The organism is Pseudomonas entomophila, assembly GCF_029193575.1.
Taxonomy (GTDB): domain Bacteria; phylum Pseudomonadota; class Gammaproteobacteria; order Pseudomonadales; family Pseudomonadaceae; genus Aquipseudomonas; species Aquipseudomonas entomophila_G.
Window position 1 is genome coordinate 164,945 of sequence record NZ_JARGCS010000022.1, and the last position, 26,038, is coordinate 190,982.

Here is a 26,038-nt window from a genome sequence, read left to right on the forward strand (position 1 = left end):
GTCCCGCGATAGCGCCGGTGCAGGCCACGTTGCTGAACCTGCCGGCGCCATCGCGGCAAGCCCGACCCAACAGGTACCGCGCTGCATTCATAAATGGCGCTGCGACCTGTTTCTTCAGGCACAAAAAAACCCGCCAAAAGGCGGGTTTTTTCTGAAGCGAGGAAGCTAAATCGACTTAGGCGATTTGAACTTCTTCAGCCTGCATGCCTTTCTGGCCGCGGGTAGCGACGAAAGTAACAGCCTGGCCTTCTTTCAGGGTTTTGAAGCCGTCAGCCTGGATGGCTTTGAAGTGTACGAACAGGTCGTCACCCGACTGAGGGGTGATGAAGCCGTAGCCCTTCTCATCGTTGAACCACTTAACAACACCGGATTGGCGATTGGACATGTGTCTGTCTCCTTGGACAAAGTAGATTTCGGCTCAGGAAAGACCCTGGCCGGGACTGAGTGCAAAGAGAGCGGAAAATTCAGCGATGGGCCGATCAGGATCGTGCATCAAACAGATTCTCGGTGTCACGTGCAGCACAGTGGCGCCACCTTAACCCACTTTCCACGACCTGCCAATGGTCTGAAGGCCGTTTGTCGAAATTCGGATCGGCGGCGCCGCAGGCCCCGTATGGCGTGGGGTGTGGCAGGGGAACTTTGCCGCGAGCGCCGGGACCGGTAATATGCGCGTCTCGTTTTTCACCTTGTACTCTTCAGGACACCCCGCCATGAGCATCAAATCGGACAAGTGGATTCGCCGCATGGCGCAGGAACACGGCATGATCGAACCGTTCGTCGAGCGCCAGGTGCGCGGCGAGCACGACAGCCGGGTGATCTCCTTCGGCGTCTCCAGCTACGGCTACGATGTGCGTTGCGCCGACGAATTCAAGGTGTTCACCAACATCAACTCGGCCACCGTCGACCCGAAGAACTTCGACGCTGGCAGCTTCGTCGACGTCAAGAGCGACGTGTGCATCATCCCGCCGAACTCCTTCGCCCTGGCCCGTACCGTCGAATACTTCCGCATTCCGCGCAACGTGCTGACCATCTGCCTGGGCAAGAGCACCTACGCCCGTTGCGGCATCATCGTCAACGTCACCCCGCTGGAACCCGAGTGGGAAGGCCATGTGACCCTGGAGTTCTCCAACACCACCACGCTGCCGGCGAAGATCTACGCCAATGAAGGCGTGGCGCAGATGCTGTTCCTGGAGTCCGATGAGGAATGCGAAGTGTCCTACAAGGACCGTGGCGGCAAGTACCAGGGCCAGCGCGGCGTGACCCTGCCGCGCACCTGAACCGACGAAAAGCGGGAATTCCTGCCCCGCCAGGCACTCCAACGAAGTAACCGCCGGTGCGCATGACGTGTGCCGGCCTTCGTCAGGAGCCGCCCATGAAACTCCATCCCGCCATCAGCGAGACGCTGGCCATCCTCCAGCCGAACCAGATCGGTTTGCTGGCGTGGTCGCTGCTCGCACACCCGCCTATGCCGATGCAGGCTGGCGGTGTGCCCCATCAGCCTGACCCCGACACCCCGCAGCCGCCGCAACCTGGTGACACCCCGCCCATGGAGCCGGGCGAGCCTACCCTGCCCGACGAGCCGCCTCCCGCGCCCGTGGCCTGATCAGCCCGGCACTGCCCACACCTGGCCATCACCCGCCACGAACAGGCGGGTGCCTGGCCGTGGTTCGACCTGCCATCCCCCCGTGAACTCGCCGAATGCCGGCAGCAGGCTGACGGTGTCGGCGATCAGAAAGCACCGCAGGCGCAGGCGCTGGCGCGCCTTGCCGCGCAACAGGTAGATCGGGTGCACATGGCCGGCCAGCACCGGGTAGCTGGGGTTGGGTGTGGGTTCGTGTTGCAGGGCGAAGGGTGGCAGCAACCAGGGTTCGTCTTGGCTGTCGATGCCCAGTTCCGCAGGGGGATCACCGGCATGGCGGTCGTGGTTGCCGCGTATCAAGGTGATGCGCAGGGCCGCGTGGCGTTCGCGCCAGGTGCTCAGTTGGGCGAGGGTAGCGGCCGCACGGGCGCTGCGGGCGTGGAGGAAGTCACCGAGGATGATCAGCTGTTCGCAGCAATAGTCGGCCAGCAAGGTATCCAGGCGGGCGAGGGTGGCGCTGGTGGTGCCACGGGGAACCGGTTGGTGCAGCGCTCGGTAGCTGGCTGCCTTGCCCAGGTGCACATCGGCCACCAGCAAGGCGCGGCGGGCCGGCCAGTAGATGGCTCGGTCCGGCAGGAGCCATAGGGTTTCGCCGCAGTGGTCGATGGCCAGGTGGTTCATTGTGCTTTCCTTATGGCAGTTGGGGCCCTATCGCGGGGGGCAAGCCCTCACGAATCACCCGCCGCTTTCTCCAGGTCCGCGACCATGCGGGCAATGCGATCAGCCAGCTTCTCCGTGCTCAACGTCTCCCGCATACCCTCCACCAACAGCGCAAACGCCAGCGGTCCAGGCCTTCGCAGTGCATGCAGGTCCAGCCGCAACCCTGCCATCTTGCTCAACTGCCGGTGCAGTCGCCCGATCTCCAGTTCCTCGCGCAGCACCTCTTCACGCGCCTGCCCCAGCAGCAGGTTGCCAGCATCGTGCTTGCGAAACACCTCGAAGAACAGCCCGCTGGAGGCCTGTATCTGCCGTGTGCTCTTCTGCGCCGCCGGGTAGCCGCCGAACACCAGCCCGGCGATCTGGGCGATCTCGCGGAACCGCCGCTGGGCCATCTCGCCGGCGTTGAGGCTGGCCAGCACATCCTCCAGCAACTGTTCGGTGCCCAACGCAGCGGGCAGATGCGTGGCCCAGTCCACCGGGGTGGCGCTGAGCAACTCGAAGCCATAGTCGTTGACCGCGATCGACACCGACAGTGGCTGCACGCGGCTCACGCGCCAGGCGACCAGGCTGGCCAGGCCCAGGTTGGCCATGCGGCCGGCGAAAGGGTAGAGGAACAGGTGCGCGCCCTGGCGCGAGGTGAGCGTCTCGGCCAACAGCGTGCGTTGGGTGGGCAACGCCGACCAGGCCGCCTGCAAGGCCAGCAAGGGGCGCACCGCACGCATTTCCGGCCCCTCGAAGCGGCCGTGTGCGGCGGCGTCCAGGCGTTCGACCAAGGCGTCGGCCAGCTCGCTCGACAGTGGCATGCGCCCGCCATTCCAGCGCGCTATTGCCGCTTTGCGCGCCGTGCTGCGGCGCACGTAGGCGGTCATGTTGTCGACTCGCACCAATTCGAGCGCGCGGCCGGCGAAGAGCAAGCTATCGCCCGGGCGCAAGCGGGCGATGAAGGCCTCTTCGACGCTGCCCAGGCTTTTGCCGCCGCCGCCCTTGCTCCAGTACCGCAAGTGGATGCTCGCATCGCTGACGATGGTGCCGATGCTCGACCGATGGCGCCGTGCCAGACGTTCGCTGGCCACCCGCCAGACGCCGTCGGCGTGCGCTTCGACGCGCTGGTAGTCAGGGTAGGCGCTCAACGAGCCGCCGCCATGGCGAACGAAATCCAGCGCCCATTGCCACTGGTGCTCGCACAGGTCATGGAAGGCCCAGGTGGCGCGCACTTCCTGCAGCAGCTCGGCTGGCCGGAAGCCGCTGCCCAGGGCCATGCTGACCAAATGCTGTACCAAGACGTCCATGCACAGGCGCGGTGACTCGCGCGCCTCGATACGCCTGGCGGCCAGCGCCTGGCGCGCTGCGGCGGCCTCCACCAGCTCCAGGCTGTGGGTCGGCACCAGGGTGATGCGCGACGTGCGCCCTGGCGCATGGCCCGAGCGCCCGGCGCGTTGCAGCAGGCGGGCGATGCCTTTCGCCGAGCCGATTTGCAACACCCGCTCCACCGGCAGGAAGTCCACCCCCAGGTCCAGGCTGGAGGTGCACACCACCGCCTTGAGCGCACCCTGCTTGAGGCTGCGCTCGACCCAGTCGCGCGTCTCGCGGGCCAATGAGGCGTGATGCAGGGCGATCAACCCGGCCCAATCGGGGCGGGCATCGAGCAGGGCCTGGTACCAGAGTTCGGCCTGGGCGCGGGTGTTGGTGAACACCAGGCAACTAGCACTGGCCTCGATCTCGGCACTGACCTGCGCGAGCAATGTGAGCCCCATGTGGCCGGCCCAGGGAAAACGCTCGATCCGCGTCGGCAGTAGGGTGTCGACCCGAAGCGGCTTGTCCTGGCGCCCTTGCACCAGGCGCCCGCCCTCGGGCAACAGCACGTCGCGGGCGTGGGCGAGGTTGCCGAGGGTCGCCGACAGCCCCCACACCACCAGCCGCTGCTGCCAGCGGCGCAAGCGCGCCAGGGCCAGTTGCAGTTGCACGCCGCGTTTGTTGCCGAGCAACTCGTGCCACTCGTCGACCACTATCAGGCGTAGGCTGGCGAAGTCTTCGGCGGCGCGCTCGCGGGTCAGCAGCAGGGTCAGGCTTTCAGGGGTGGTGATCAAGGCGCTGGGCAGGCGTCGGGCTTGCCGCGCACGCTCGGCGCTGGAGGTATCGCCACTGCGCACGCCGATGCTCCAGCCGAGTCCCAGTTCGTCCACCGGTCGTTGCAGGGCGCGGGCGGTGTCGCTGGCCAAGGCGCGCATCGGGGTGATCCAGAGCACCTGCAACGGCGCGGGTTGGCCGGGCGCCGTGGCGCTGGCGAAAGCCCGCAGGGCGCCGAGCCAGACGGCATAGGTCTTGCCGCTGCCGGTGCTGGCGTGCAGCAGGCCCGACTCGCCGCGCCCGATCGCCGCCCACAGCGTGCGTTGGAAGGCGAAGGGCGCCCAGCCGTGGCGGCTGAACCAGGCATTGGCGAGGTCGGAAGGTGCAGGCATGGGCGGGCGATCCTTCGAAGGCTGTGCTTCTACTGACCCGCCGTCACCGCGTTTGGTTTACCCGGTCAGTTGGCCAGCAGGTAGCCGCTGCGGCAAACCTGCTCGCCGGCGACATGGGCGATGACCATACCGGTGGTTGCCATGCGCCGCACACTGCGGGCGTAGAGCAGGCCGGCCTGGGTGTTTCGCACGGGCGTGACCCGGTCGCTGAGCGGGTCGATGACCTCGGCGATCAATTGCCCGGGCTCCAGGTACTGGCCTGGCCGGGCATGGAACACCAGCAGGCCGCCCAGCGGCGCGATCAAGGGCTCCACGGCTGCCAGCGGGGTGGCGGCATGGGGCAGCGGCGGCAGCGCCGGGGCCTGGCCGTCGATCACTCCAGCGTGGGTCAGGAAGTCGAGGATCGCCTGGCTGTCCTTACGCGCCAGGTCGTGGCTGACATCCGCCTGGCCGCGCAGTTCGACGGTCACCGAGAACGTGCCCTGGGGGATCGGGAAGCGCTTGGCGAAGCGCTGTTGCAATTGCCACCAGACCAGGCTGAAGCACTCGTCGAACGATTGCCCGCCCGAGTCGGTGGCCAGCAGGCTGGCCTGGGCCCCGAGGTAGCGCGCCAGCGGCTCGACCTGCGGCCAGGCCTCGGGGGTGGTGTAGAGGTGCTCGACGGCCTCGAAGTCGCAGTGCAGGTCGAGCACCATGTCGGCATCGCAAGCCAGGCGTTGCAAGGTCAGGCGCTGGGATTGCAGCGGCGTCCTGACCGGGTGCGCGTCCAGGCCGCGGCGCAGGTATTCGCGGATCAGCGCCAGGTTGTGGGCGGGGTCCTGGCTCAGGTGGCCCTCGACCTGGTCGCCGATGCTATCCGAAAGGTCGACGAAGTTGCGGTTGAAGTTTTCCCCGCTTTGCAGCTCGAAACGGCCCAGGGGCGCATCCAGCAGCACCTGCTCCAGGCCCACCGGGTTGGCCACCGGCACCAGGGTCACTTCGCGACGCAGCCGGCCTTGCTGGTGCAATTCGGCCAGGCGCTGCTTGAGGTGCCAAGCCACCAGCATGCCAGGCAGCTCGTCGGCGTGCAGCGAGGCCTGGATGTACACCTTGCCGGTGCCGCGCGGGCCGAAGTGGAAGCTGTGCAGTTGGCGGGCGATGCCCGGGACGGGAGACAGCAGTTCGTGGGTCGAGTGGTGCATGGTGATCCTGGTGGCTGGTGAGCGTGCGACTGAAGATAGAAGCACAAAGACCGCGTTTGTGCATGTTTGCCTTTGGTATTACCGATAACTGTGGTGAGGCCATCGCGAGGCGAGACCCTGCAGCACGCGGGCTTGCCCTTCAGGCCAGCAGCCCCTGCAACGTCGCCAGGTCGTCGGCTTCTTCGACCGGCTTGTCCTGTCGCCAGCGCAGCATCCGCGGAAAGCGCACGGCAATCCCGCTCTTGTGCCGCTTCGACAGGGCAATCCCTTCGAAGCCGAGCTCGAACACCTGCGTTGGGGTCACGCTGCGCACCGGGCCGAAGGTTTCCACCGTGGTCTTGCGAATGATCGCGTCCACTTGGCGCATCTCTTCGTCACTCAGCCCCGAATAGGCCTTGGCGAACGGTACCAGGGCGCGCCCCGGCGTGCCGGGCGGGCCGTCCCACACGGCGAAGGTGTAGTCGCTGTACAGGCTGGCACGCCGGCCATGACCACGCTGGGCATAGATCAGCACGGCATCGACGCTGAAGGGGTCGATCTTCCATTTCCACCACACGCCCATGTCCTTGGTCCGGCCCACGCCGTACAGGGCTTCGCGCTGCTTGAGCATCAACCCCTCGACGCCCAGGCCGCGTGAGCGCTCACGCTGGCGAGCCAGATCGGCCCAACCCTGGTCATCGAGCAGTGGGGAGAGCAGCAGTGGCGCCAGGGGGTGTAGCTCGACGATACGTTCCAACTGGGCACGCCGCTGGTGCTGGGGGCGGTTGCGCCAGTCCTCGCCCTGCCATTCGAGCAGGTCGTAGGCCTGCAGCACCACGGGCGCCTCGGCCAGCAGCTTCTTGCCCAGGGTCTTGCGACCCAGGCGTTGCTGCAACAGGGCGAAGGGTTGCACCGCCACGTCGCCGGCGCTGGCGCCGGGCTTCCAGACCAGGATCTCACCATCCAGCACCACGCCGTCGGGCAGGGTCTGGGCCAAGCCGTGCAGTTCGGGAAAACGTTCGGTGACCAATTCCTCGCCGCGCGACCAGATCCACAATTGACCGTCGCGCTTGACGACCTGGGCGCGGATGCCGTCCCACTTCCATTCCACCTGCCAGCCCTCGACCGGGCCGAGCAGGGCGTCGAGCTGCTCGGTGGGCGCTTGCAGGGCGTGGGCGAGGAAGAACGGGTAGGGTTGGCCGCCGCGCTGCGCGTGCTCGTCGGTGGACTCGGCGGCGATCAGCTTGAGGTAGCTCGTAGCGCTCGGGCGGTGGCTGAGGTCGGTGTAGCCGACCAGGCGCTGGGCCACGCGCTTGGCGTCCAGCCCGGCCAACTGCGCCAGGGCGCGGGTGACCAGCAGCTTGGAGACGCCGACGCGAAAGCTGCCGGTGATCAGTTTCAGGCACAGCATCAGGCCAGGTCGGTCCAGTCGCGCCCACAACGACGGCAGTTGCATGGCGATGGCCTCTGGCGACTGGCCCCGCAGCGGCAGCAGGTACTGTTCGACCCAGTGGGCCAGGCCTTCGTCGCTGGCCTGGGGGGTGTCCGGCAGCAGCAGCGAGATCGTTTCGGCGAGGTCGCCGACCGCCTGGTAGCTCTCCTCGAACAGCCAGTCCGGCAGCCCCGCCTGCCGCGTGGCCAGTTCGCGCAGCAGGCGGGTCGGCACCAGTTGGCGCGGGCGACCGCCCGCGAGGAAGTACACCGCCCAGGCGGCGTCGGCGGCGGGCGCCTGGCTGAAGTAATCCTGCAGGGCGCGCAGCTTGGCGTTGCTCGAGGTGGTGGCGTCCAGGCGCAGGTAGAGGTCGGCGAAGGCCTTCATGACGTGCCCTCGCTGGCGTCGTCCTCATCGCCGTATTCGGTGGTGAAGGCGCGCGCATCCAACCCCTGCTCGCACAGGTAGCGCACCAGCACGTTGACCGAGCCGTGGGTGACCATCACCCGCTCGGCGCCGGTCTGCGCGATGGCCCACAGCAAGCCAGGCCAGTCGGCGTGGTCGGAGAGCACGAAGCCACGGTCCACCCCGCGCCGCCGCCGCGTGCCACGCAGGCGCATCCAGCCGCTGGCGAAGGCGTCGCTGTAGTCGCCGAAGCGGCGCATCCAGGTGCTGCCTGCGGCTGAAGGCGGAGCCACCACCAGGGCCTCGCGCAGGCGTGGGTCGTTGCGTGGGATGTCGCCGGCATAGAGGGTCGGCGGCAGCGCCGCCCCGGCTTCGCGGTAGACCCGGTTCAGCGGCTCCACCGCGCCATGCACGAGGATCGGCCCGAGGCGTGCGTCCAGCCCGTGGAGGATGCGCTGTGCCTTGCCGAAGGCGTAACAGAACAGCACGCTGGCCTTGCCCAGGTCGCGGTTGGCTCGCCACCAGCCGTTGACCTCGGCCAGCACCTGCGCCTGGGCGGGCCAGCGGTAGATCGGCAGGCCGAAGGTCGACTCGGTTATGAAGGTATGGCAACGCACTGGCTCGAACGGTGCGCAGGTGCCGTCGGCCTCGACCTTGTAGTCGCCCGAGGCGACCCACACCTGGCCCTGGTATTCCAGGCGCACCTGGGCCGAGCCGAGCACGTGGCCGGCTGGGTGCAGGCTCAAGGTGACGCCGTGGTGCAGCAGGCGTTCGCCGTAGGGCAGGGTTTGCAGGTCGATGTCTTGGCCCAGGCGGCTGCGCAGCACCCCGGCGCCGGGCGCGGCGGTGAGGTAGTGGTGGTTGCCGCGGCGCGCATGGTCGCCGTGGCCATGGGTGATGACCGCGCGCGCGACGGGGCGCCAGGGGTCGATATAGAAGTCTCCGGGCGGGCAGTACAGACCTTCGGGGCGGGCGATCACGAGGTCCATGGCGCGGCGCTGGCTGATGGGGTTACAAGGTAGGAGCGCGACGGCGGGAGGAAGTTCGGGTGGGGTGAGTCAGGCCCCACGCCATCGCGGGCTTGCCCCGCGATGGCGTCGGTAGGTTCAACGCAAGGGCGCTTATTTTCCCGGCACCAGGGTCAAGCGCTGGCTACCGTAGGCCCGCCCGAAGTTCTGCGGTTGCAGCGGCAGGCTCATGAAGCTGCCCTTGAACCAGGCATCCAGCCCATTGCCGTACTGGCGGCTGGCCGGGTTGCCGGACTGGCCGCTGCTGGTCAGCACCTGCAAGGGCTCGGCCTGGCCGAAGTCGACGACCATGCGCGCCGAGGCCGGCAGGCTGGTGTCGAAGCTGCTGCCCCAGGCGTACGGGGTCAGGGCCAGGGTGCTGAAGTCGCCGCCGGCGGCCATCGGCGCGCGGCTGAGGCTGTCGCCCAGGCCGGCGTAGCCGGGGGCTGGCCAGCGGTACTGGTGCAGCTTGCCCCACTGCCAGGCGCGGCGGTCGGCGCCCAACTGCGCCACGCCGGCATCCACGGCGGCGGCCAGGCTGCGGGCGAGGATCGCCGGTTTATCTTCCTTCTGCGGCGTGCCGCGGTCGTCCCAGAACGGGCTGTCTTCGCGGCCAAGCAGGTGGTCGGCCTGGGCCGAGTACGACAACCGCGCATCGCTGACGAACGCTTGCCAGGCCGCACCGGACTCCGGCCCCAGCTCGTCGAGGAAGGTTTGGCGGGTCACTTCCTGGAGGAACAGCTCATACAGCGCGGCGTCGGCCGACACCGGGCTCAGCCGGCCATCGAAGGCCTTGAGCCTGGCCAAGGCTTCGCGGGCCTTGTCGCGCTGCGCTGCGGGCAGGGCGTCGATGGCCTGCTTGAGCGGCTGGGCCATGCCGGGGGCGTCGAACATCTGCTTGAGCTTGGCCGCCAGCAGGGTGACTTGGTCGTTCTGCATGGCCATCACGCTGCGTGCGTCGTGGCGGCCATTGCCGGCCAGTTGCGCCAGGCGCTCGGCACGCTCGGGGTAGTACCAGGTGCTGGACAGCTGCATGCCATACCCCTTGGGCAGGCTGCGCTGGTTGGCGTGGCCGATCCAACCAGTGGTCGGGTCCTGGTCGTAGGGGTGGAGCATCGGGTCGGCGTAGCCATCCCAGTCGTAGCGGCTGTCCCAGCCCGGCGAGGGCAACAGGCCCTGGCCTTCGCGGCGGTTGGGGTAGCGGCCGCTGACCTGCCAGCCGATGTGCTCGGGCTCGGCGAACACGAAGTTCAGCGCGGCGGCGCCGACCTCGCGGGTGCTGTCGAAGGCGCGCTCCAGGGTGCTGGCGCGGGTCAGGTCGAACAGCGCATCCAGGCTCTTGTCCTCCTTGAGCTGCGGCAGGTGCAGGGCCAGGCCGTAGCCGTTGTCGGGCTGGCCGAGCAGGGTGCCGTGGCGGGTGTCGTACATCACCTCGCGCTGCGGGCGCTGGCCGCGCACGAAGAACGTCTCGTTGCGCGCCCGCGCGGGCTGCCACTTGCCGTCGGCCAGGTAGCTGAGCTGGCTGCCCTGACGGCGCAGTTGCTCGAGGAACAGGTCCTGGTTGTCGGCCATCACCGCGCTGCTGCTCCAGGCCAACTTGCCGTTGTAGCCGGCCAGCACGATGGGCAGGCCCGGCAGCGACAGGCCGGCGACCTGGTACTTGCCTGTGTGCACCTGCACTGGGCTCAGTGCCCAGGCGGCGCGGCTGTCGCTGGCCAGCAGGCTCTTGCCGCTGCGGCTGCGCTGCGGGCCGAGGGCCCAGTTGGCCGAGCCGGGGCTGCCTAGCAGGCCAAGGTCGGCGAGTTTCTGGCTGGCGGCGGCCAGCGGGGCGAGGCCGGGGAGCTGGGTCGAAAGGTTGATGCCCTTGAGCTTGTCGGTTTCGGCCTCGGCCAGCGGTTCGTCTGGCGCGCCCGGCAACAGCCAGGCGAGCTTGTCGCTGCCGACCTTTTGCGCCAGGGTCAGGGCGGCCAGCTCTTCTTGCAGGTTCACTGATTGGCTGAAGGCATACAGGCTGAAGACCAGCGCCGAGTCCTCGGGCTTCCAGTATTCCGGGCGGTAGCCGCTGCGGGCCAGTTCGCCCGGCAGCTTGTCGCGGTAGCGGAACAGGTAGGCGTTGACCCCGCGGGCGTACACCTCGAAGAACCGCTTCAGGCGCGGGGAGGCGTCGGCGTACAGCTGGCCAGCGGTCTGCTTGAGGTTGGCGGCGCGCATCAGGCGGTCGATGTCCAGCGCGTCGGGCCCGGCCAGCTCGGCCAGGCGGCCCTGGGCCAGCAGGCGCATGGCGACCATCTGTTCGATGCGGTCGCCGGCGTGCACGTAGCCGAGGCTGAACAGCGCGTCATGGAAGCTGCTGCTTTCGATCAGGGGCACGCCCATTGCGTTGCGCCGCACCGAGACGTTCTGCGCCAGGCCCTTGAGCGGTTGCACGCCGGTGGTCGGCGGCACGCTGTCCTGCAGGCCGCCCATCTGGCAGCCGGCAAGCGTGAGCATGCCGAGCAGCAGGGCGCTGGCGCCGAACCGGGGACGGAAGGGAGGGAGGACGGGGGCGGCCATTGAAGAGGCTCCTGCGAGGCGTGGCGAGGGTTGGAAAGGCGCTAAGGTAGTTAGCGCGCGGGCGCCGTGCAAGTGCCAGGTATCATGCGGAGCGCTTCGAGCTGCAAGAAGAGGTGGGCCATGCAGGCCTTGCTTTCTCTCATTGCTTGCAACTCGTCGCTTGCGGCTAGGTCAAGCCCCGTGGCACTTCTTGAATTTCTTCTCGCTGCCACACGGGCAAGGGTCGTTGCGACCGACGTCCTTCAGGGCGTTGCGCACCGGCTCCTGGTGGCCATGGTTGCAGTGCGGGCCGTGCACATGGCCGTGGTCGTGGTGGTGATCGTGACCGTGGTCGCAGTCGGGGCCATGGACATGGGGTTGCTGGGTCATTACGGGTTACTCCGGTTGAAGATCGCCGGGGATTATCTCACCACTGCGCGACAAGTGCAGGCCCCGGTGGACGATCAGCCCGGTATTCAGCTCGGCCTGCAACCGGTAGCGCAACGGTTCGCCGCTCTTGAGCAGCTTGGCCAGCGGCTTGAGGTGCTGCCACAGGTTGGTCCGCGCGGTGATCTTGAAGGTGCGTTGGGCATGCCCGCCGACGCTGCGCCAGAGGCTGGCCTCGTCTTCGGCAAGCAGCAGGTCGTTCAGGCGCACCGAGTAGGCCACATTGCGGATGAACAGGCGGCTGTCGTTGGGGTTGTCGACGCGCAGGTGCAGCACGAACTCCTGCTGGTGCAGGCGCGCCTTGACCGTTTCCACCCGTACCAGGTGCACCTGGGGCTCCTGCCAGTCGCCACCCCAGCCCGCGCAGCCCGCCAGCACGCCCAGCAGCGCGCTGAGCAGGAACACGCGGGCCAGGGCGCTCATGCTCAACTACCCAGATAACTGGAGCAGCATTTCTTGAACTTCTGCCCGCTGGCGCAGGGGCAGGGGTCGTTGCGGCCGGCATCCAGGCCCACGGTCGGGTCGATGAAGTACCAGTGACCGCCGTGCTGCACGAACGCCGAGCGCTCGCGGTGCTGGTGGTCGCCCTCGCGGTCGTGCCAGCGCGCGGTAAAGGTCACGAAGGCATGCTCCGGCTGGCCACCGAACACCTCGGCGCTCTCCACGTCCAGACCCAGCCAGGTGCTTTGGGCGCTCCAGGCCTGGATACCGGCGCGGTCGAGGCCGGCCTGCTGGGCCGGCAGGGTGGTCGTCACCAGGTAGTCCACCAGGCCCAGCACGTAGGCGCTGTAGCGCGAACGCATCAGTGCCTGGGCATCTGGTGCCGGGGTGCCGGCGTGATAATGCCCGCAGCAGGCGTCGAGCAGGTTGCCGCTGCCGCAGGGGCAAACCGAGACACTCATGTCATCACCACCAGTACTTGCCAAAGTTTTCCGGGTTGGCCCAGAACTTGGCGTTCAGCCAGTCCGGGACCTGCTTGTAGTCATGTAGATCATAGGTGAACAGGCTCAGCACCTGCGCCTCGCGCTGGAATTTCTCGCTGGCCGACAGGGCCAGGGCGAAGAAATCGGTGTCCTGCCAACCGCAGGCGGCGAGGTCGGCCAATACCGCGACCCTGTTGGCATTGAGATTGCGGATGCCGCCGAGCAGTTCCAGCCCGCCGCGTCGGGGCAGGTGCTCCAGGCAGTCCACCAGCATGGCCAGGTCGAAGCGTTGCGCGGCCAGCTCGGCCGGCAACGGGCCGGGTGGTGCGACCTCGATCACGCTGTCCGGGTGGGCCTGGGCAAAGGCCTCCAGGGCTGGGAAGCGCGTGCCGACCAGCAGCAGGCGCCGCGGTGCGAAGCGCTCCAGCAGGGCCGCCAGGGCCTGCTGGGGAGTACGTTGGGAAAAACCGTCGGTCATTGCCAATCCTCGTTCAGGTCGCTCAAGACTAACGGTCCCAAGGCTGTGGGCAAAGAGGCGCGACGCCACGCCATGGCTTATTGCTGGCAGAGAGGGAAGACGCGGTCTTTACTCCCAGAGCATCGGTTTTGCACCGATCCCCCTAGGAGAAGCAACAAGATGAGCATAGTACGCACAGCGTTACCCCTGGTTCTGCTCACCAGTGTGTTGACTGGTTGTGCAGGTTTGCAGAAAACCGACTGGCCGAAGTGTGCTGCCGTCGGGGGCGTAGGCGGCGCTGCCTTGGGCGCCATCGAGAGTTCCAGCTGGACCGGTTGGGGCGCTGTGGTCGGTGGCACCATGGCAGCCGCCTACTGCTGGGTCCATGGCGATGGCGACGAAGACGGCGATGGCGTGCCCGACAGCCGCGACAAATGCCCAGGCACTCCGCGCGGCGTGCAGGTCGATGCCAATGGCTGCCCGCCCGAGCCGGTCGCGGTGGTCGAGGAAGTGGCCGTGGTCGAGAAGGAAGAGGTCATCGTCATTCGTGACGTGCACTTCGAGTTCGACTCCGCGCGCCTGACCGCCACTGACAAGGAACGCCTGAACACCATCGCCACGCGCTTGAAACAGGAGGCGTCAAGCGCCCGCCTGAGCGTAACCGGGCACACCGACAGCGTCGGCTCCGACAGCTATAACCAGAAGCTCTCCGAGCGCCGTGCGCATTCGGTGACCGATTACCTGGTCAGCAGCGGCGTGCCACGCAGCAGCTTCGTGTCGGTGGTCGGTGCCGGTGAAACCCAGCCGGTGGCCGACAACGCCACTGCCGACGGCCGTGCGATGAACCGGCGCACCGAGATCAAGATCCAGCGTTGAGCCCGCGCGCCCACGCCTTGAGAAGTGGCGTGGGCGCGTCTTTACTCCTGTGTGACCGGTAGTGGCCGGTGACACAGGAGCATTCACCATGAGTGTTTTGTCGAAGACCGCGCTGCCGCTGCTGATGGCCTCGAGCCTGCTGGCCGGCTGCGCCACCCATAGCGACGGAAGCGCCCCCCTCAACCAGCGCACCTGGCCCCTCTGCAGCCTGCTTGGCGGGTTGGTCGGCGGTGGCCTGGGCGCCATCGAGAGTTCCAGCTGGGCCGCCGGTGCCGGCGTGGCCGGCGCGATCGCCGGTGGCTTGATCTGCTATGCCCAGGACGGCGACGAGGATGGCGATGGGGTCTTCGACCGCCGCGACCGCTGCCCCGACACGCCCAAGGGCACGGCGGTCGACCACATGGGCTGCCCGCTACCGCAGTATCCGCCGTCCACGCCCAGGGCCGAAGCGCCGGTGGTGGCCGAGGTGATCACCCTCGACGACCAGGGCCAGGTGCTGTTTGCCTTCGACTCTGCCGCGCTTTCAGCCGGTGCCCAGCAACGCCTGCAAGCACTGATGCCCAAGCTTGGCGACCCGAGCGTGGTCAGCGTCAAGGTCATCGGCCATACCGACAGCGTCGGCTCCGACAGTTACAACCAGGCGCTGTCCGAGCGCCGCGCCGCCAGCGTGGCGCAGTACCTGATCAGCCAAGGCCTGACGCCGAGCAAGGTGACCAGCCAGGGCCGTGGCGAACGCGAACCGGTGGCCGACAACGACACTGACGCCGGTCGTTCGCAGAACCGACGGGTGGAGCTGCACCTCAACTGATCCCCTCTGGCGCGCGCCCTGGCGGGGCGTTACTGTTGCTGCGCGGCCCGCTCGAACGGGCCGCGCCAACATAACAAGACAGTCGGGGGCGGGTATGAAGTTCATCCTGGGTCTGGGCAAGGCCCTGACCGTGGTTTTCTGGTGGGTGGTGCTGGTCAATCTGCTGATGCCGCAGCCACTGCCGTTCAATCTGCTGATCAACGCCGCGGGCATTCTCTTGCTGGGCCTGCATGCGCTGGAAGTGCTGTTCTTCAACGCCAGCCTGCGGGGCCGCAGCCACCGCTGGTTCGACCGCTTGCAGATCCTGCTCACCGGCATCTTCCATGTCATGTCCATTCCCCGTCCTCAAGAGGCCCCGCGCCATGCGTAAACTGATGTTGCTGGCCGCGTTGGCCACGCCCCTGGCCCAGGCCGAAAGCCTGGACGTCGCCGCCCATTCGATGCTGCGCCTGCCGAACAAGTCCGCCAGCGTGCACCTGGAGCGCCTGCAGGTGGCCGACTCGGCGACCCTGCTGCTGCCGGCCACGCTGACCGAATTGACCATCGACCAGCTGGAGCTGGGCCGTGATGCGCGCATCGCCATCGCCCCGGCCGAGCGCCCGCTGGTTATCCAGGCGACACGTGCGCAACTGGGGGAAGGCAGTGAAATCAGTGCGCCGGGCGCGCCGGGTACCTACGAGCGCGCGGCGCGCCCCGGTCGTGACCTGGAGCTGCGCCTGCAAGCGCTGGATGCCTCACAGCTTTCGATCGACGCCCGTGGCGGTGCCGGTGCGCCAGGCTATGTCGGGCTCGATGGCGCGAATGGCAAGCCGGGCGGTTGCACTTGGGGGCAAGCCAGCCGCGGGGCCAATGGTGACAATGGTGGCAACGGTCACGACGGCGCCGCAGGCGGGCGCGTCCGCCTGGCCGTGCCGGCGGGCTTCCCGCAGGAGCGCATTCAGGTGCGCCTGGATGGCGGCGCCCCAGGGAAACCGGGCGCGGCCGGCAAGGCAGGGCAGGGCGGTGCGAGCAAGGGGTGCCTGGTCTACCACACCGAGTCTGGCGACAAGGGCCGCGATGGCCTGCCGGGGCAGGCTGGGTTGGCGGGCGCGGCGGGAGAGTTGATCCTGCAGCGGCTGTGAGTATTCGGGCCTCATCGCGGGCTTGCCCCGCGATGAGGCCGCCGCTGTCCCCTCAGGCCAGCACCCGCGAGCTGGCCACCGCCACCACCCCGATCCCCAGCAGCAGGTTGATCCCGACCATCCGTCGAATCCTGCCCAGCACCCCGGCCCCCGCGGCCCAGTCCTCTGCCTGGACCGCCGCCTTCAACTCCGGCAGCAACAACGCCTGAATCCGCATGAACAGCGCGAACATCGCGATCCCGCCGCCGATCATCACCTGCACATAGCGCGGCGCCGTCTCAAAGCCGCTGAAGCGCAGGTGCAACATCCCGATACCACTGATCGCCAGCACCGCCACCGCCAGCCAGACCCAGCCGAAGAAGCGTCGGAAAACTTCCACCCACAGGCGTAGCCGGGCAGGCCCCTCCAGCGCTGCGACCGCTGCTGGGCGCAGCACCAGCCAAGCGAAGAACATGCCGCCGACCCAGACAAGGGCGGCCAGTACATGCAGTGTGTAGGGTAGGGCAAAGGCGAGCATCGGGATCTCCATGCGGCACAAAGGGCAATAGCGGGGTATGATAGCCGCCCCATGCGAAACACTGAAAATATATCCAGCCCTCCGGGCGCCCGCAGACCATGATCAGCAACGAACTCAAAGCCACCATCCAGGGCGCCTACTCGCGTTTTCTCGAAGCCAAGAGCCTCAAGCCGCGCTATGGCCAGCGCCTGATGATCGCCGAAGTGGCCAAGGTGCTCGGCGACATCGCCTGCGACGACGAAGGCCGCCGGGCGGGTGAGCCTGCCGTGGTGGCGGTCGAGGCCGGTACCGGTACCGGCAAGACGGTCGCCTACAGCCTGGCCGCGATCCCCGCCGCCAAGGCCGCGGGCAAGCGCCTTGTGATCGCCACCGCCACCGTGGCCCTGCAGGAGCAGATCGTCTTCAAGGACCTGCCCGACCTGATGCGCAACAGCGGCCTGAACTTCAGCTTCGCCCTGGCCAAGGGCCGTGGCCGCTACCTTTGCTTGTCCAAGCTCGACATCCTGCTGCAGGAAGGCCATGCCCAGTCGGCCACCGCCCAGCTGTTCGAGGAGGAAGGTTTTCGCATCGAGGTCGACGAGAAGAGCCAGAAGCTGTTCAACAGCATGATCGAGAAGCTTGCCGGCAACCGCTGGGACGGCGACCGCGACAGTTGGTCCGAAGCCCTGGAAGACCAGGACTGGGCACGCCTGACCACCGACCACAGCCAATGCACCGGCCGCCATTGTCCGAACTTCCAGCAATGCGTGTTCTATAAAGCGCGTGAAGGCATGGGCAAGGTCGACGTGATCGTCACCAACCACGACATGGTGCTCGCCGACCTCGCCCTGGGTGGCGGCGCCGTGCTGCCCGACCCGCGCGACACGATGTACGTGTTCGACGAGGGCCACCACCTGCCGGACAAGGCCATCGGCCACTTCGCCCACTATTCACGGCTGCGCTCCACCGCCGACTGGCTGGAGCAGACCGCCAAGAACCTCACCAAGCTGCTGGCCCAGCACCCGCTCCCTGGAGACCTGGGCCGCTTGATCGAACAGGTGCCGGAGCTGGCGCGCGAGGTGCGCACCCAGCAGCAGTTCATGTTCACCCTGTGCGAGCAGGTCGCGGATTTCCGCCCCGGTGAAGACATGGAGGGCCGTGACCGCCCCCGCTACCGGTTCGAGGGTGGGGTGGTGCCCGAGCAGATCCGCGAGGTCGGCATCGAGCTGAAGAAAGGTTTCTCACGGCTGAACGACCTGTTCACCCGCCTGGCCGACCTGCTCAAGGAAGGCATGGACGGCGAGGTCAACATCGGCATCGCCAGCCACCAGGCCGAGGAGTGGTACCCGTTGTTCGGCAGCCTGGTGACCCGTGCCCAGGGCAACTGGGAGCTGTGGACCGCCTTCACCGCCGAAGACCCCGAGGACAGCCCGCCCATGGCGCGCTGGCTGACCTTGGCCGAAAGCGGCGCACTGTTCGACATCGAGGTCAACGCCAGCCCCATCCTCGCCGCCGAGATGCTGCGCCGCACCTTGTGGAACGTCGCCCATGGCGCCCTGGTGACCTCGGCCACCCTGACCGCGCTGGGCAAGTTCGACCGCTTCCGCATGCGCTCGGGCCTGCCGCGCGACGCGGTCACCTGTGTGGTGCCCAGCCCATTCGTGCATGGCGACGCAGGCCTGTTGCGGGTTCCCGACCTGGGCGCCGACCCGCGCGACGTGCCGGGGCACACCGCAGCGATCGTGCGCGAGTTGCCGAACATCCTGGAAGACGCCCGCGGCGCGCTGGTGCTGTTCTCCTCGCGCAAGCAGATGCAAGACGTGTTCGACGGCCTGGACCGCGACTGGCGCAAGCTGGTGCTGATCCAAGGCAATCTGTCCAAGCAGGAGACCCTGAACAAGCACAAGGCCCGGGTCGACGACGGCCAGCACAGCGTGCTGTTCGGCCTGGCCAGTTTCTCCGAGGGCGTCGACCTGCCGGGTGCCTACTGCGAGCACGTGGTCATTGCCAAGATTCCGTTCGCCGTGCCAGACGACCCCGTGGAAGCCGCCCTCTCGGAATGGATCGAAGCCCGTGGTGGCAACCCGTTCATGGAAATCGCCGTACCCGATGCCTCGCTACGCCTCATTCAGGCCTGTGGTCGCCTGCTGCGCACCGAGCAGGACCGAGGCGTGATCACCTTGCTCGATCGGCGCCTGGTCACCCAGCGCTACGGCAAGGCTATCCTCAACGCGCTGCCGCCGTTCCGGCGGGAGATCGAATAAAGGTCGGAGCACGAAGCGCCGGCCCTGTTGTCCATTACTCGGTCACGGGCCCATGAGGGCCCTGAAGGAGAACCCCCGCCCCATGATCCGTCGCACCTTGCCCGTCCTCGTTACCTTGCTGTTCAGCTCGCCACTGCTGGCCGGGCAGCAGACGCTTTTCAGCTTCGTGCGCCCTGCCTCGGTGGTCAACGTCACCACCGAGGACGCCGGCATGCCGCAATACAACGCGGAGCAAACGGCCGAAGGCGAGGTGTTGCGGCGTGTGGTGTTCAACCCGGCTCCGCGCCCGACCCTGCGCCTGAGCCCGCAAAGCGGTGCCTGGGACTGGTCGGCGGGGCAGTTTCTCACCCTGCGCCTGCAAAGTGCCATGGATTGGGCGCTGACCGTCGATGTCACGGTGCAGGGCAGCGATGGCCGCACGCTGAGCAGCCGCGTCGACCTGCCGGCGGGACCGGCGCAGACGGTGATGGTGCCGCTCAAGGCCAGCTCGCCGCTGGCCCAGGGCATGCGCGCCGGTCCACCCATGCCGTGGACCTACGATGGGCAACGATTGCTGCTGACCAGCAGCACCGGCGAGGTCGACCTCAAGCAAGTGATCGCCGTAAGCCTGAGTATTCCCGCGCCTAGGGCGGCGCAGAGCCTGTTGATCGAGAAGGTGGGCCTGCAGGATGACGAGCAGGCTTTCAAGGCTGCCTACAGCGGGCTGATCGATGCCTATGGGCAGTCCACCCGCAGCCAGTGGCTGGAGAAGGTCAGCAGCGACGAGCAGCTCAAAGCCGCCGACAACCGCGAACAGCAACAGCTCAAGGCTTGGCTGGCCGAGCGTGGCAAGTACAAGTTCGATCACTACGGCGGCCTGCTGGCTGGTCCGGCTTTCGAGGCCAAGGGTTTCTTCCGCACCGAAAAGCGTGACGGCCGCTGGTACCTGGTGACCCCTGATGGGCACCCGTTCTATTCCCTGGGTGTCAATGCCGTGGCCGCCGACGGCGGGCAGAGCTACGTGGAGGGGCGCGAAGGCATGTTCAAGGCGTTGCCTGCGCAGGGCGAGGCATTGGCCGCGTTCTACGGCAAGGGCAACAACGACGACGGCAATGCTTCGTCGCAAGGCCGCGGCTTCAAGCAGGGGCGCTGGTTCGACTTCTATGCCGCCAACCTCCAGCGAACCTACGCCAAGCCCTGCCCGGCCGCGCCCGAACCGTGCCCCGCGGCGCGCCTGGACGCTGCGCGTTGGCAGGCGCATACCCTGGACCGCTTGCAGGCCTGGGGCTTCAATACCCTGGGCAACTGGAGCGAGCCAGCCCTGCTGCAGGCCAAGCGCATGCCTTACACCCTGCCGTTGTCGATCGTGGGTGACTACGCCAGCATCAGCACCGGCATGGACTGGTGGGGGCGCATGCCCGACCCCTTCGACCCGCGCTTTGCCATGGCTACTGAGCGCGCCGTGGCCATCGCCGCTCGCGACCACCGCGACGACCCTTGGCTGATGGGGTACTTTGCCGACAACGAACTGGCCTGGGCGGCGCCGGGCGATGACCCCAAGGCCCGATACGGGCTGGCCTACGGCACGCTGCGCCTGACCACCGACGTGCCGGCCAAGCGCGCGTTCCTCAAGCAATTGCGCGACAAGTACCGTAACCAGGAGGGCCTGTCCAAGGCCTGGGGCATCGACCTGCAGGCCTGGGAGCTGATGGAAGACCCCGGCTTCGAGGCGCCGCTGCCCAACCCGGAACACCCGGAGATCGAGCGCGACTACCAGCATTTCCAGCAGGTGTTCGCCGAGACCTACTTCAAGACCATCTCCGATGCGCTGAAATGGCACGCGCCCAACCACCTGCTGCTTGGCGGTCGCTATGCGGTCAGCACGCCAGAAGCGGTCAAGGCGTGCGCCGAGTTTTGTGATGTGCTGAGTTTCAACCTCTATACCTTGAAGCCCGAGGATGGCTATGACTTCGCCCGCCTGGCCGAGCTCGACAAGCCAGTACTGGTTTCGGAGTTCCAGTTCGGCTCGCGTGACCGCGGGCCGTTCTGGCCAGGGCCGTTGGAGGTTGCGCGGGAAGAGGACCGTGGCCCGGCCTACGGCAATTTCCTCAAGGCAGCCTTGGCCCAGCCAATGATCGTTGGCGCGCACTGGTTCCAGTACCTCGACCAGCCCGCCAGTGGCCGTCTGCTCGATGGCGAAAACGGTCACCTGGGGCTGGTGGCCATCACCGACATCGCCTATCCGGGTTTCGTCGAGGCTGTGCGCCGCAGCAACCTGTTGGTCATGGAGCAACTGCGCAAGGCTCTGGGCGCTTCCGCAGATTCAGCGCAACCCTGAGCCCGGCGTTGCGCTGCGATAGGGCCGCAGCGCGGCCCCTGCCGTGAACTTTTTGCCACGACCGCTCAGACTTATTCAGTTTGCAAAACCGCCAACTACTGAAACAATGCACGCCTTTGTGGGAAAGGTCGTACGGAGAGCAGGCGGGTGCAGATTCAGGGTCACTATGAGCTGAAGTTCGAGGCGGTGCGCGATGCCTTCGCCGGGTTGTTCGAGGAACCCCAAGAGCGTGGAGCGGCACTGTGCATCCAGGTCGGCGGGGAAACCGTTGTCGACCTGTGGGCCGGCAGCGCCGACAAGGACGGTCAGCAGGCCTGGTACAGCGACACTCTCGCCAACCTGTTCTCCTGCACCAAGCCGTTCGCCGCCGTTACCGCCTTGCAACTGGTGGGCGAGGGCAAGCTGGCGCTGGATACCCCGGTAGCGCGGTACTGGCCCGAGTTCGCCCAAGCCGGCAAGGACACCGTCACCCTGCGCCAACTGCTCAGCCACCGTGCCGGCCTGCCCGCTATACGCGAGCTGTTGCCGGCCGAAGCCCTCTATGACTGGCAGGCGATGACCACTGCCTTGGCCGCCGAAGCGCCCTGGTGGACACCGGGGGCCGAACATGGCTACGCAGCGATCACCTACGGCTGGTTGGTCGGTGAACTGATCCGTCGTGCCGATGGCCGTGGCCCCGGCGAATCGATCGTCGCGCGTACCGCCAAGCCGCTGGGCCTGGATTTTCATATCGGCCTGGCCGATGAAGAGTTTCACCGCGTGGCGCACATCGCGCGCGGCAAGGGCAACCCTGGCGACGCTGCCGCCCAGCGCCTGTTGCAGGTGACCCTGCGTGAACCCGAAGCCCTGTCGACCCGGGCCTTCACCAACCCGCCGGCGATCCTCACCAGCACCAACAAACCCGAATGGCGCCGCATGCAACAGCCAGCGGCCAATGGCCACGGCAACGCCCGCAGCGTGGCGGGGTTCTATGCCGGCTTGCTGGACGGCAGCCTGCTGGAGTCCGAACTGCTCGACGAGCTGACCCGTGAGCACAGCCTAGGCCAGGACCGTACCCTGCTGACCCAGACCCGGTTCGGCCTGGGCTGCATGCTCGACCAGCCCGAGGTCGCCAATGCCACCTTCGGCCTCGGCGCCCGCGCGTTCGGTCATCCGGGGGCGGGCGGCTCGGTGGGCTTCGCCGACCCTGAGCACGATGTGGCGTTCGGTTTCGTCACCAATACCTTGGGCCCATACGTGTTGATGGACCCCCGTGCGCAGAAGCTGGTGCGGGTGCTTGGCGGTTGCCTTTGATCGGGTAACGCGGGTGTTGCCTGGGCCCTTTGACTATCCTCAATGCCAACGCCTGATGTGTGTGGGCAAAATTTCTTTTTAATTCATGGTGTATCGCTGATGTCTTCACAAAAAACCTTAGCACTCGCTCTGTGCCTGGCCATGACCGGCTGCGCCAGTCAGTCCCCGGATGCCGCGAAGGAAGGCGGTCACAGCTGGTGGCCGTTCGGCTCGGACAAGGTTGCCGAGCAGGAAGTGAAGGAGGCCGTGACCGAGAAGGTGGCCAAGGCCGATGCCAAGTCCGAGAGCGGCAGCCGCTGGTGGTGGCCGTTCGGTGACGCCGAGAAGAAGGCCGGCACTGCCCCGGCCGTGCCGAAGATCGACCAGAAGGCCACCCAGGCCTGGCTGGACCAGTACGAGCCGAAGCTGCGCGAAGCCGTCAAGGACAGCAAGTTCGAGGTCGAGCGTCGCGATAACGTGTTGGCGGTCACCATCCCGGTCGATGGCGCCTACAACCCGGATCGTCCGAACATGCTGCTGCCGGTAACCCTGGGGCCGATCACCCGGGTCGCCAAGGTAGTCGAAGGCGACCCGAAGACTGCCGTGTTGGTACTGGGGCATGCCGACAGTAGCGGCGCTGCCGTCGCCAACCAGAAACTGAGCCTGGAGCGAGCTGCCTCGGTGTCGGCGATCTTCCGCCTGAGCGGCTTGCAGCGTGATCGCCTGACCCTCAAGGGCATGGGCTCGGTGATGCCGCGTGCGGCCAACGACAGCAACGAAGGGCGCGCCCTCAATCGTCGTGTGGAAATGCTGCTGACCCCGCAGGAAACCATGGTTGCGCTGCTGGCCAAATACCAGCAGGCCGCCCCGGCGCCAGCACCGATGGTCGCGGTCCAGGATGCCAAGGCACCTGTCGCCAAAGCTGCCGAAGCCAAGCCCGCGTCCAAAGCTGCCGCCAAGCCTGCTGCGAAGAAGCCTGCCGCCAAGGCCAAGGCGCCGGCAAAAGCCACTGCCGCGAAGAAAGCCCCGGCCAAGCCAGCGGCGAAGAAACCCGCCACCGACAAGAAAGTGGCCGCCAACGCCCCGGCGAAGACCAACTGACCGTCAAGGACTCGCAGCATGACCCAATCCCTGGCCGATATGCGCCGTGACTACACCCGAGAGGGGCTAGCCGAGGCCCAGGCCCCGGCCGAGCCGTTCGCGCTGTTCCACCAGTGGTTCGGTGATGCGGTGAAGACCGAGCAACCGCCGGTGGAGGCCAACGCCATGACCCTGGCCACCGTCGACGGCGAGGGGCGTCCGCATTGCCGGGTGCTGCTGCTCAAGGGGCTCGATGAGCGCGGTTTCACTTTCTTCACCAACTACCAAAGCGCCAAGGGCCAGCAGCTGCTGGCCAACCCCTTCGCCGCCATGACCTTCTTCTGGCCGGCACTGGAGCGCCAGGTACGTATCGAAGGGCGGGTGGAGAAGGTCTCGGCCAAGGAGTCGGACGATTACTACCAGGTACGCCCGCTGGGCAGTCGCCTGGGCGCTTGGGCTTCGCCGCAGAGCCGGGTGATCGCCAATCGCGAAGAGCTGGAAGGGCTGGTCAAGGCCACCGAGGCGCGCTTCTCCGACACCCAGCCGCATTGCCCGGAACACTGGGGCGGCTATCGCCTGCTGCCGGAGCGCATCGAGTTCTGGCAGGGCCGTTCGAGCCGATTGCACGACCGCCTGAACTACCGCTTCGTCGACACCCAGTGGCAGCGCGAGCGCCTGGCCCCCTAAGCAACGGATGTGCCTGCAAGGGAGCGTTACGCACGACGCTCCCACCATCCCTGACTATCCTTGAGTTCACGCTTGTGCTCTGACCCTCTCTGTACCCTGGCTGAATGAAAACAATTTTATAACGTATGTGTCGTGACACTCGTGAACGCACGGAGTCTAATGGGAACCTGTCTTATGGAGATTCAACCCATGCGTAAGTCCGTTTTGCTGGTGGCCAGCTTCACCACCCTGTCGTTGCTGCTCGGCGGTTGTGCCTCGAGCCTGACCGGTGACAGCTATTCCCGTGATGAGGCCCGCCGCGTGCAGACCGTGCGCATGGGCACCATCGAATCCCTGCGTCCGGTGAAGATCGAAGGTACCAAGACCCCGATCGGTGGCGGCGCGGGTGCCATTGTCGGTGGTGTCGCCGGCAGTGCCGTCGGCGGTGGCCGTGGCAGCATCGTGGCCGCGGTGATCGGTGCCGTTGCCGGTGGTCTGGCGGGCTCGGCCGCCGAAGAGGGCCTGACCCGTACCCAGGGCGTCGAGATCACTGTGCGTGAAGACGACGGCAGCATGCGCGCCTACGTGCAGCAGGTGCAGCAGAACGAGATCTTCCGTGTCGGCGAGCGTGTGCGCATCATGACCGTCGATGGCACCAGCCGCGTCACCCACTGACCTGGCGAAAAACAAAACCCCGACTCGGCTAGGCCGGTCGGGGTTTTTTATTGCCTGGCGTTTCAGTGCTTGCTCGCGACGCCTGCGGCAAGTGGGGTGGACTTGCGGCTGGCCACGGCGGTAACCGTGTAGCCAATCAGCGCAGCGAAGAACGAGCCGGTGAGGATACCCATGCGGTCCATGCCGGCGTAGTCGCTGCTGCCGGGCACGAAGGCCAGGGAGCCGACGAACAGGCTCATGGTGAAACCAATGCCGCAAAGGATCGCCACCCCCAGCACCTGGCCCCAGCTGGCGCCAGCCGGCAGCGCCGCCATGCGCAACGTGACGGCAAGCCAGGTCAGACCGAACACGCCTACTGTCTTGCCCAGCAGCAGGCCGATGGCAATGCCCATCGGTACCGGGTGGGTGAAGCTTTCCAGTGTGACACCGGCCAGCGACACGCCGGCATTGGCGAAGGCGAACAGCGGCAGGATGGCGTAGGCCACCCAGGGGTGCAGGGCGTGTTCGAGGGTCAGCAGTGGCGGAGCCTGTTTCTTCGACGCGGTACGCAGCGGAATGCAGAACGCCAGGGCCACGCCGGCCAGGGTCGCATGCACGCCACTCTTCAGTACGCAGACCCATAGCACCAGGCCCACCAGCAGGTAGGGCGCGAGCCGGACCACGCCCAGTCGGTTCATCGCCAGCAGGGCCAGGAGGCAGGCACCGGCGAGCATCAGAGACAGGCTCGACAGGGTGCCGGAGTAGAACAGCGCGATAATGACGATCGCGCCCAGGTCATCGATGATCGCCAGCGTCATCAGGAACAGCTTCAGCGACACGGGTACGCGCTTGCCGAGCAGGGCCAGTACGCCGAGGGCGAAGGCGATGTCGGTGGCGGTGGGAATCGCCCAGCCGGCCATGCTGGCGGGATTGTCGCGGTTGATGAACCAGTAGAGCAGGGCGGGCACCAGCATGCCGCCGACCGCCGCAGTGGCGGGGAGGATCACTTGCGAGGGTTTGGACAGGTGGCCGTCGACCACCTCGCGCTTGACCTCCAGGCCGATGAGCAGGAAGAACAGGGCCATCAGGCCGTCATTGATCCACAACAACAGCGGCTTGGCGATTTGCAGCGCGCCGACCTGCACCGCGACAGGGACGTCGAGGAAGGCACCGTAGAGGTGCGACAGGGGCGAGTTGTTGATGATCAGCGCGAGCACTGCCGCGGCGATCAGCAGCAGGCCGCTGGCGGCTTCCAGCTGGAGGAAGCGATTGATTAGGTTACGCACGGGCAAGAGCCTCTCCTGTACGGTATTCAAATGGAAACGGCGTACACCCTAACGTGCGGGGATATTCTTTAGAACAA

General features: G+C 66.9%; 25 protein-coding genes. 12 read left to right on the plus strand and 13 right to left on the minus strand.

Features of this window, described 5'->3' with window-relative positions:
* Positions 1-175: 175 nt before the first annotated feature.
* Entirely contained in the window at positions 176-385 is a 210-nt protein-coding gene (locus tag P0Y43_RS10745) for a cold-shock protein (protein WP_003254922.1), read from the minus strand.
* Positions 386-710: 325 nt separating this feature from the next.
* Here P0Y43_RS10745 and dcd point away from each other — a divergent pair, with 325 nt between their 5' ends.
* Together dcd and P0Y43_RS10755 are read left to right on the plus strand one after the other, a co-directional pair.
* Complete coding sequence (gene dcd, locus P0Y43_RS10750; protein WP_012313046.1) at positions 711-1,277, plus strand: dCTP deaminase; 567 nt, start codon at positions 711-713, stop codon at positions 1,275-1,277.
* A 95-nt stretch (positions 1,278-1,372) separates the two neighbouring features.
* Entirely contained in the window at positions 1,373-1,603 is a 231-nt protein-coding gene (locus P0Y43_RS10755) for a hypothetical protein (protein ID WP_275637273.1), read from the plus strand.
* Here P0Y43_RS10755 and pdeM read toward each other — a convergent pair whose 3' ends face one another.
* The 10 genes from pdeM to P0Y43_RS10805 form a co-directional block, all read right to left on the minus strand.
* Positions 1,604-2,260 (minus strand): ligase-associated DNA damage response endonuclease PdeM, encoded by a 657-nt coding sequence (pdeM, locus tag P0Y43_RS10760; RefSeq protein ID WP_275637274.1) that lies wholly within the window; start codon positions 2,258-2,260, stop codon positions 1,604-1,606. It abuts the gene before it with no gap.
* A gap of 47 nt (positions 2,261-2,307) precedes the next feature.
* Positions 2,308-4,758: a ligase-associated DNA damage response DEXH box helicase gene (locus P0Y43_RS10765; RefSeq protein ID WP_275637275.1), complete on the minus strand. Its 2,451-nt coding sequence runs from the start codon at positions 4,756-4,758 to the stop codon at positions 2,308-2,310.
* Between the two features lie 65 nt (positions 4,759-4,823).
* A complete protein-coding gene (locus P0Y43_RS10770) occupies positions 4,824-5,939 on the minus strand; it encodes a succinylglutamate desuccinylase/aspartoacylase family protein (protein WP_275637276.1) in 1,116 nt (371 codons plus the stop codon).
* 139 nt (positions 5,940-6,078) lie between these two features.
* Positions 6,079-7,737, minus strand: a complete 1,659-nt coding sequence (locus P0Y43_RS10775) for an ATP-dependent DNA ligase (protein ID WP_275637277.1) — start codon at positions 7,735-7,737, stop codon at positions 6,079-6,081.
* Complete coding sequence (locus P0Y43_RS10780) at positions 7,734-8,744, minus strand: ligase-associated DNA damage response exonuclease (protein ID WP_275637278.1); 1,011 nt, start codon at positions 8,742-8,744, stop codon at positions 7,734-7,736. The genes P0Y43_RS10775 and P0Y43_RS10780 overlap by 4 nt, the downstream gene beginning before the upstream one ends.
* Before the next feature lie 132 nt (positions 8,745-8,876).
* Positions 8,877-11,315 carry a penicillin acylase family protein gene (locus tag P0Y43_RS10785; RefSeq protein WP_275637279.1) on the minus strand — a complete coding sequence of 813 codons (2,439 nt, stop codon included), beginning with the start codon at positions 11,313-11,315 and terminating at the stop codon, positions 8,877-8,879.
* A 171-nt stretch (positions 11,316-11,486) separates the two neighbouring features.
* Positions 11,487-11,684, minus strand: a complete 198-nt coding sequence (locus P0Y43_RS10790; RefSeq protein ID WP_029613223.1) for an SEC-C metal-binding domain-containing protein — start codon at positions 11,682-11,684, stop codon at positions 11,487-11,489.
* Positions 11,685-11,690: 6 nt separating this feature from the next.
* Positions 11,691-12,164, minus strand: coding sequence for an LEA type 2 family protein (locus P0Y43_RS10795; protein ID WP_275637280.1), 474 nt, complete (start codon positions 12,162-12,164; stop codon positions 11,691-11,693).
* Between the two features lie 2 nt (positions 12,165-12,166).
* The gene (locus P0Y43_RS10800; protein WP_275637281.1) at positions 12,167-12,643 is read right to left on the minus strand and encodes a YchJ family protein; all 477 of its coding nucleotides are present in this window, start codon (positions 12,641-12,643) and stop codon (positions 12,167-12,169) included.
* 4 nt (positions 12,644-12,647) lie between these two features.
* On the minus strand, positions 12,648-13,142 hold the full coding sequence (locus tag P0Y43_RS10805; protein ID WP_275637282.1) for a DUF6231 family protein: 495 nt from the start codon (positions 13,140-13,142) through the stop codon (positions 12,648-12,650).
* A 159-nt stretch (positions 13,143-13,301) separates the two neighbouring features.
* Between P0Y43_RS10805 and P0Y43_RS10810 the strand changes: the two genes are divergently transcribed.
* From P0Y43_RS10810 to P0Y43_RS10825, 4 genes are all read left to right on the plus strand, one after another.
* A complete protein-coding gene (locus P0Y43_RS10810) occupies positions 13,302-13,997 on the plus strand; it encodes an OmpA family protein (protein WP_275637283.1) in 696 nt (231 codons plus the stop codon).
* 88 nt (positions 13,998-14,085) lie between these two features.
* Positions 14,086-14,805, plus strand: a complete 720-nt coding sequence (locus P0Y43_RS10815) for an OmpA family protein (protein ID WP_275637284.1) — start codon at positions 14,086-14,088, stop codon at positions 14,803-14,805.
* Between the two features lie 94 nt (positions 14,806-14,899).
* Positions 14,900-15,175, plus strand: a complete 276-nt coding sequence (locus P0Y43_RS10820; protein ID WP_275637285.1) for a DUF1145 domain-containing protein — start codon at positions 14,900-14,902, stop codon at positions 15,173-15,175.
* Positions 15,168-15,926 carry a collagen-like protein gene (locus P0Y43_RS10825; protein WP_275637286.1) on the plus strand — a complete coding sequence of 253 codons (759 nt, stop codon included), beginning with the start codon at positions 15,168-15,170 and terminating at the stop codon, positions 15,924-15,926. The genes P0Y43_RS10820 and P0Y43_RS10825 overlap by 8 nt, the downstream gene beginning before the upstream one ends.
* Before the next feature lie 52 nt (positions 15,927-15,978).
* Here the strand turns inward: P0Y43_RS10825 and P0Y43_RS10830 are convergent, their stop codons facing one another.
* Complete coding sequence (locus P0Y43_RS10830; protein ID WP_275637287.1) at positions 15,979-16,443, minus strand: CopD family protein; 465 nt, start codon at positions 16,441-16,443, stop codon at positions 15,979-15,981.
* A gap of 98 nt (positions 16,444-16,541) precedes the next feature.
* Here P0Y43_RS10830 and dinG point away from each other — a divergent pair, with 98 nt between their 5' ends.
* The 6 genes from dinG to P0Y43_RS10860 all read left to right on the plus strand — a co-directional run bounded on the left by dinG (position 16,542) and on the right by P0Y43_RS10860 (position 24,696).
* On the plus strand, positions 16,542-18,686 hold the full coding sequence (dinG, locus tag P0Y43_RS10835) for an ATP-dependent DNA helicase DinG (protein ID WP_275637288.1): 2,145 nt from the start codon (positions 16,542-16,544) through the stop codon (positions 18,684-18,686).
* Between the two features lie 82 nt (positions 18,687-18,768).
* Entirely contained in the window at positions 18,769-21,003 is a 2,235-nt protein-coding gene (locus P0Y43_RS10840) for a beta-galactosidase (protein ID WP_275637289.1), read from the plus strand.
* A gap of 147 nt (positions 21,004-21,150) precedes the next feature.
* Positions 21,151-22,296 carry a serine hydrolase domain-containing protein gene (locus tag P0Y43_RS10845; RefSeq protein WP_275637290.1) on the plus strand — a complete coding sequence of 382 codons (1,146 nt, stop codon included), beginning with the start codon at positions 21,151-21,153 and terminating at the stop codon, positions 22,294-22,296.
* A gap of 99 nt (positions 22,297-22,395) precedes the next feature.
* Positions 22,396-23,376 (plus strand): OmpA family protein, encoded by a 981-nt coding sequence (locus tag P0Y43_RS10850; protein ID WP_275637291.1) that lies wholly within the window; start codon positions 22,396-22,398, stop codon positions 23,374-23,376.
* Between the two features lie 18 nt (positions 23,377-23,394).
* The gene (gene pdxH / locus P0Y43_RS10855; RefSeq protein WP_275637292.1) at positions 23,395-24,042 is read left to right on the plus strand and encodes a pyridoxamine 5'-phosphate oxidase; all 648 of its coding nucleotides are present in this window, start codon (positions 23,395-23,397) and stop codon (positions 24,040-24,042) included.
* 189 nt (positions 24,043-24,231) lie between these two features.
* Positions 24,232-24,696 (plus strand): glycine zipper 2TM domain-containing protein, encoded by a 465-nt coding sequence (locus tag P0Y43_RS10860; protein WP_275637293.1) that lies wholly within the window; start codon positions 24,232-24,234, stop codon positions 24,694-24,696.
* A 62-nt stretch (positions 24,697-24,758) separates the two neighbouring features.
* On the opposite strand, the gene nhaA is transcribed toward P0Y43_RS10860, so the two are convergent.
* Positions 24,759-25,961 carry a Na+/H+ antiporter NhaA gene (gene nhaA / locus P0Y43_RS10865; RefSeq protein WP_275637294.1) on the minus strand — a complete coding sequence of 401 codons (1,203 nt, stop codon included), beginning with the start codon at positions 25,959-25,961 and terminating at the stop codon, positions 24,759-24,761.
* Positions 25,962-26,038: the final 77 nt, after the last annotated feature.

Excerpts from the sequence above, each read along its gene's own strand:
- P0Y43_RS10745 (WP_003254922.1), bottom strand. The coding sequence starts at position 385 with ATGTCCAATCGCCAATCCGGTGTTGTTAAGTGGTTCAACGATGAGAAG.
- dcd (WP_012313046.1), top strand. The coding sequence starts at position 711 with ATGAGCATCAAATCGGACAAGTGGATTCGCCGCATGGCGCAGGAACAC.
- P0Y43_RS10755 (WP_275637273.1), top strand. The coding sequence starts at position 1,373 with ATGAAACTCCATCCCGCCATCAGCGAGACGCTGGCCATCCTCCAGCCG.
- pdeM (WP_275637274.1), bottom strand. The coding sequence starts at position 2,260 with ATGAACCACCTGGCCATCGACCACTGCGGCGAAACCCTATGGCTCCTG.
- P0Y43_RS10765 (WP_275637275.1), bottom strand. The coding sequence starts at position 4,758 with ATGCCTGCACCTTCCGACCTCGCCAATGCCTGGTTCAGCCGCCACGGC.
- P0Y43_RS10770 (WP_275637276.1), bottom strand. The coding sequence starts at position 5,939 with ATGCACCACTCGACCCACGAACTGCTGTCTCCCGTCCCGGGCATCGCC.
- P0Y43_RS10775 (WP_275637277.1), bottom strand. The coding sequence starts at position 7,737 with ATGAAGGCCTTCGCCGACCTCTACCTGCGCCTGGACGCCACCACCTCG.
- P0Y43_RS10780 (WP_275637278.1), bottom strand. The coding sequence starts at position 8,744 with ATGGACCTCGTGATCGCCCGCCCCGAAGGTCTGTACTGCCCGCCCGGA.
- P0Y43_RS10785 (WP_275637279.1), bottom strand. The coding sequence starts at position 11,315 with ATGGCCGCCCCCGTCCTCCCTCCCTTCCGTCCCCGGTTCGGCGCCAGC.
- P0Y43_RS10790 (WP_029613223.1), bottom strand. The coding sequence starts at position 11,684 with ATGACCCAGCAACCCCATGTCCATGGCCCCGACTGCGACCACGGTCAC.
- P0Y43_RS10795 (WP_275637280.1), bottom strand. The coding sequence starts at position 12,164 with ATGAGCGCCCTGGCCCGCGTGTTCCTGCTCAGCGCGCTGCTGGGCGTG.
- P0Y43_RS10800 (WP_275637281.1), bottom strand. The coding sequence starts at position 12,643 with ATGAGTGTCTCGGTTTGCCCCTGCGGCAGCGGCAACCTGCTCGACGCC.
- P0Y43_RS10805 (WP_275637282.1), bottom strand. The coding sequence starts at position 13,142 with ATGACCGACGGTTTTTCCCAACGTACTCCCCAGCAGGCCCTGGCGGCC.
- P0Y43_RS10810 (WP_275637283.1), top strand. The coding sequence starts at position 13,302 with ATGAGCATAGTACGCACAGCGTTACCCCTGGTTCTGCTCACCAGTGTG.
- P0Y43_RS10815 (WP_275637284.1), top strand. The coding sequence starts at position 14,086 with ATGAGTGTTTTGTCGAAGACCGCGCTGCCGCTGCTGATGGCCTCGAGC.
- P0Y43_RS10820 (WP_275637285.1), top strand. The coding sequence starts at position 14,900 with ATGAAGTTCATCCTGGGTCTGGGCAAGGCCCTGACCGTGGTTTTCTGG.
- P0Y43_RS10825 (WP_275637286.1), top strand. The coding sequence starts at position 15,168 with ATGCGTAAACTGATGTTGCTGGCCGCGTTGGCCACGCCCCTGGCCCAG.
- P0Y43_RS10830 (WP_275637287.1), bottom strand. The coding sequence starts at position 16,443 with ATGCTCGCCTTTGCCCTACCCTACACACTGCATGTACTGGCCGCCCTT.
- dinG (WP_275637288.1), top strand. The coding sequence starts at position 16,542 with ATGATCAGCAACGAACTCAAAGCCACCATCCAGGGCGCCTACTCGCGT.
- P0Y43_RS10840 (WP_275637289.1), top strand. The coding sequence starts at position 18,769 with ATGATCCGTCGCACCTTGCCCGTCCTCGTTACCTTGCTGTTCAGCTCG.
- P0Y43_RS10850 (WP_275637291.1), top strand. The coding sequence starts at position 22,396 with ATGTCTTCACAAAAAACCTTAGCACTCGCTCTGTGCCTGGCCATGACC.
- pdxH (WP_275637292.1), top strand. The coding sequence starts at position 23,395 with ATGACCCAATCCCTGGCCGATATGCGCCGTGACTACACCCGAGAGGGG.
- P0Y43_RS10860 (WP_275637293.1), top strand. The coding sequence starts at position 24,232 with ATGCGTAAGTCCGTTTTGCTGGTGGCCAGCTTCACCACCCTGTCGTTG.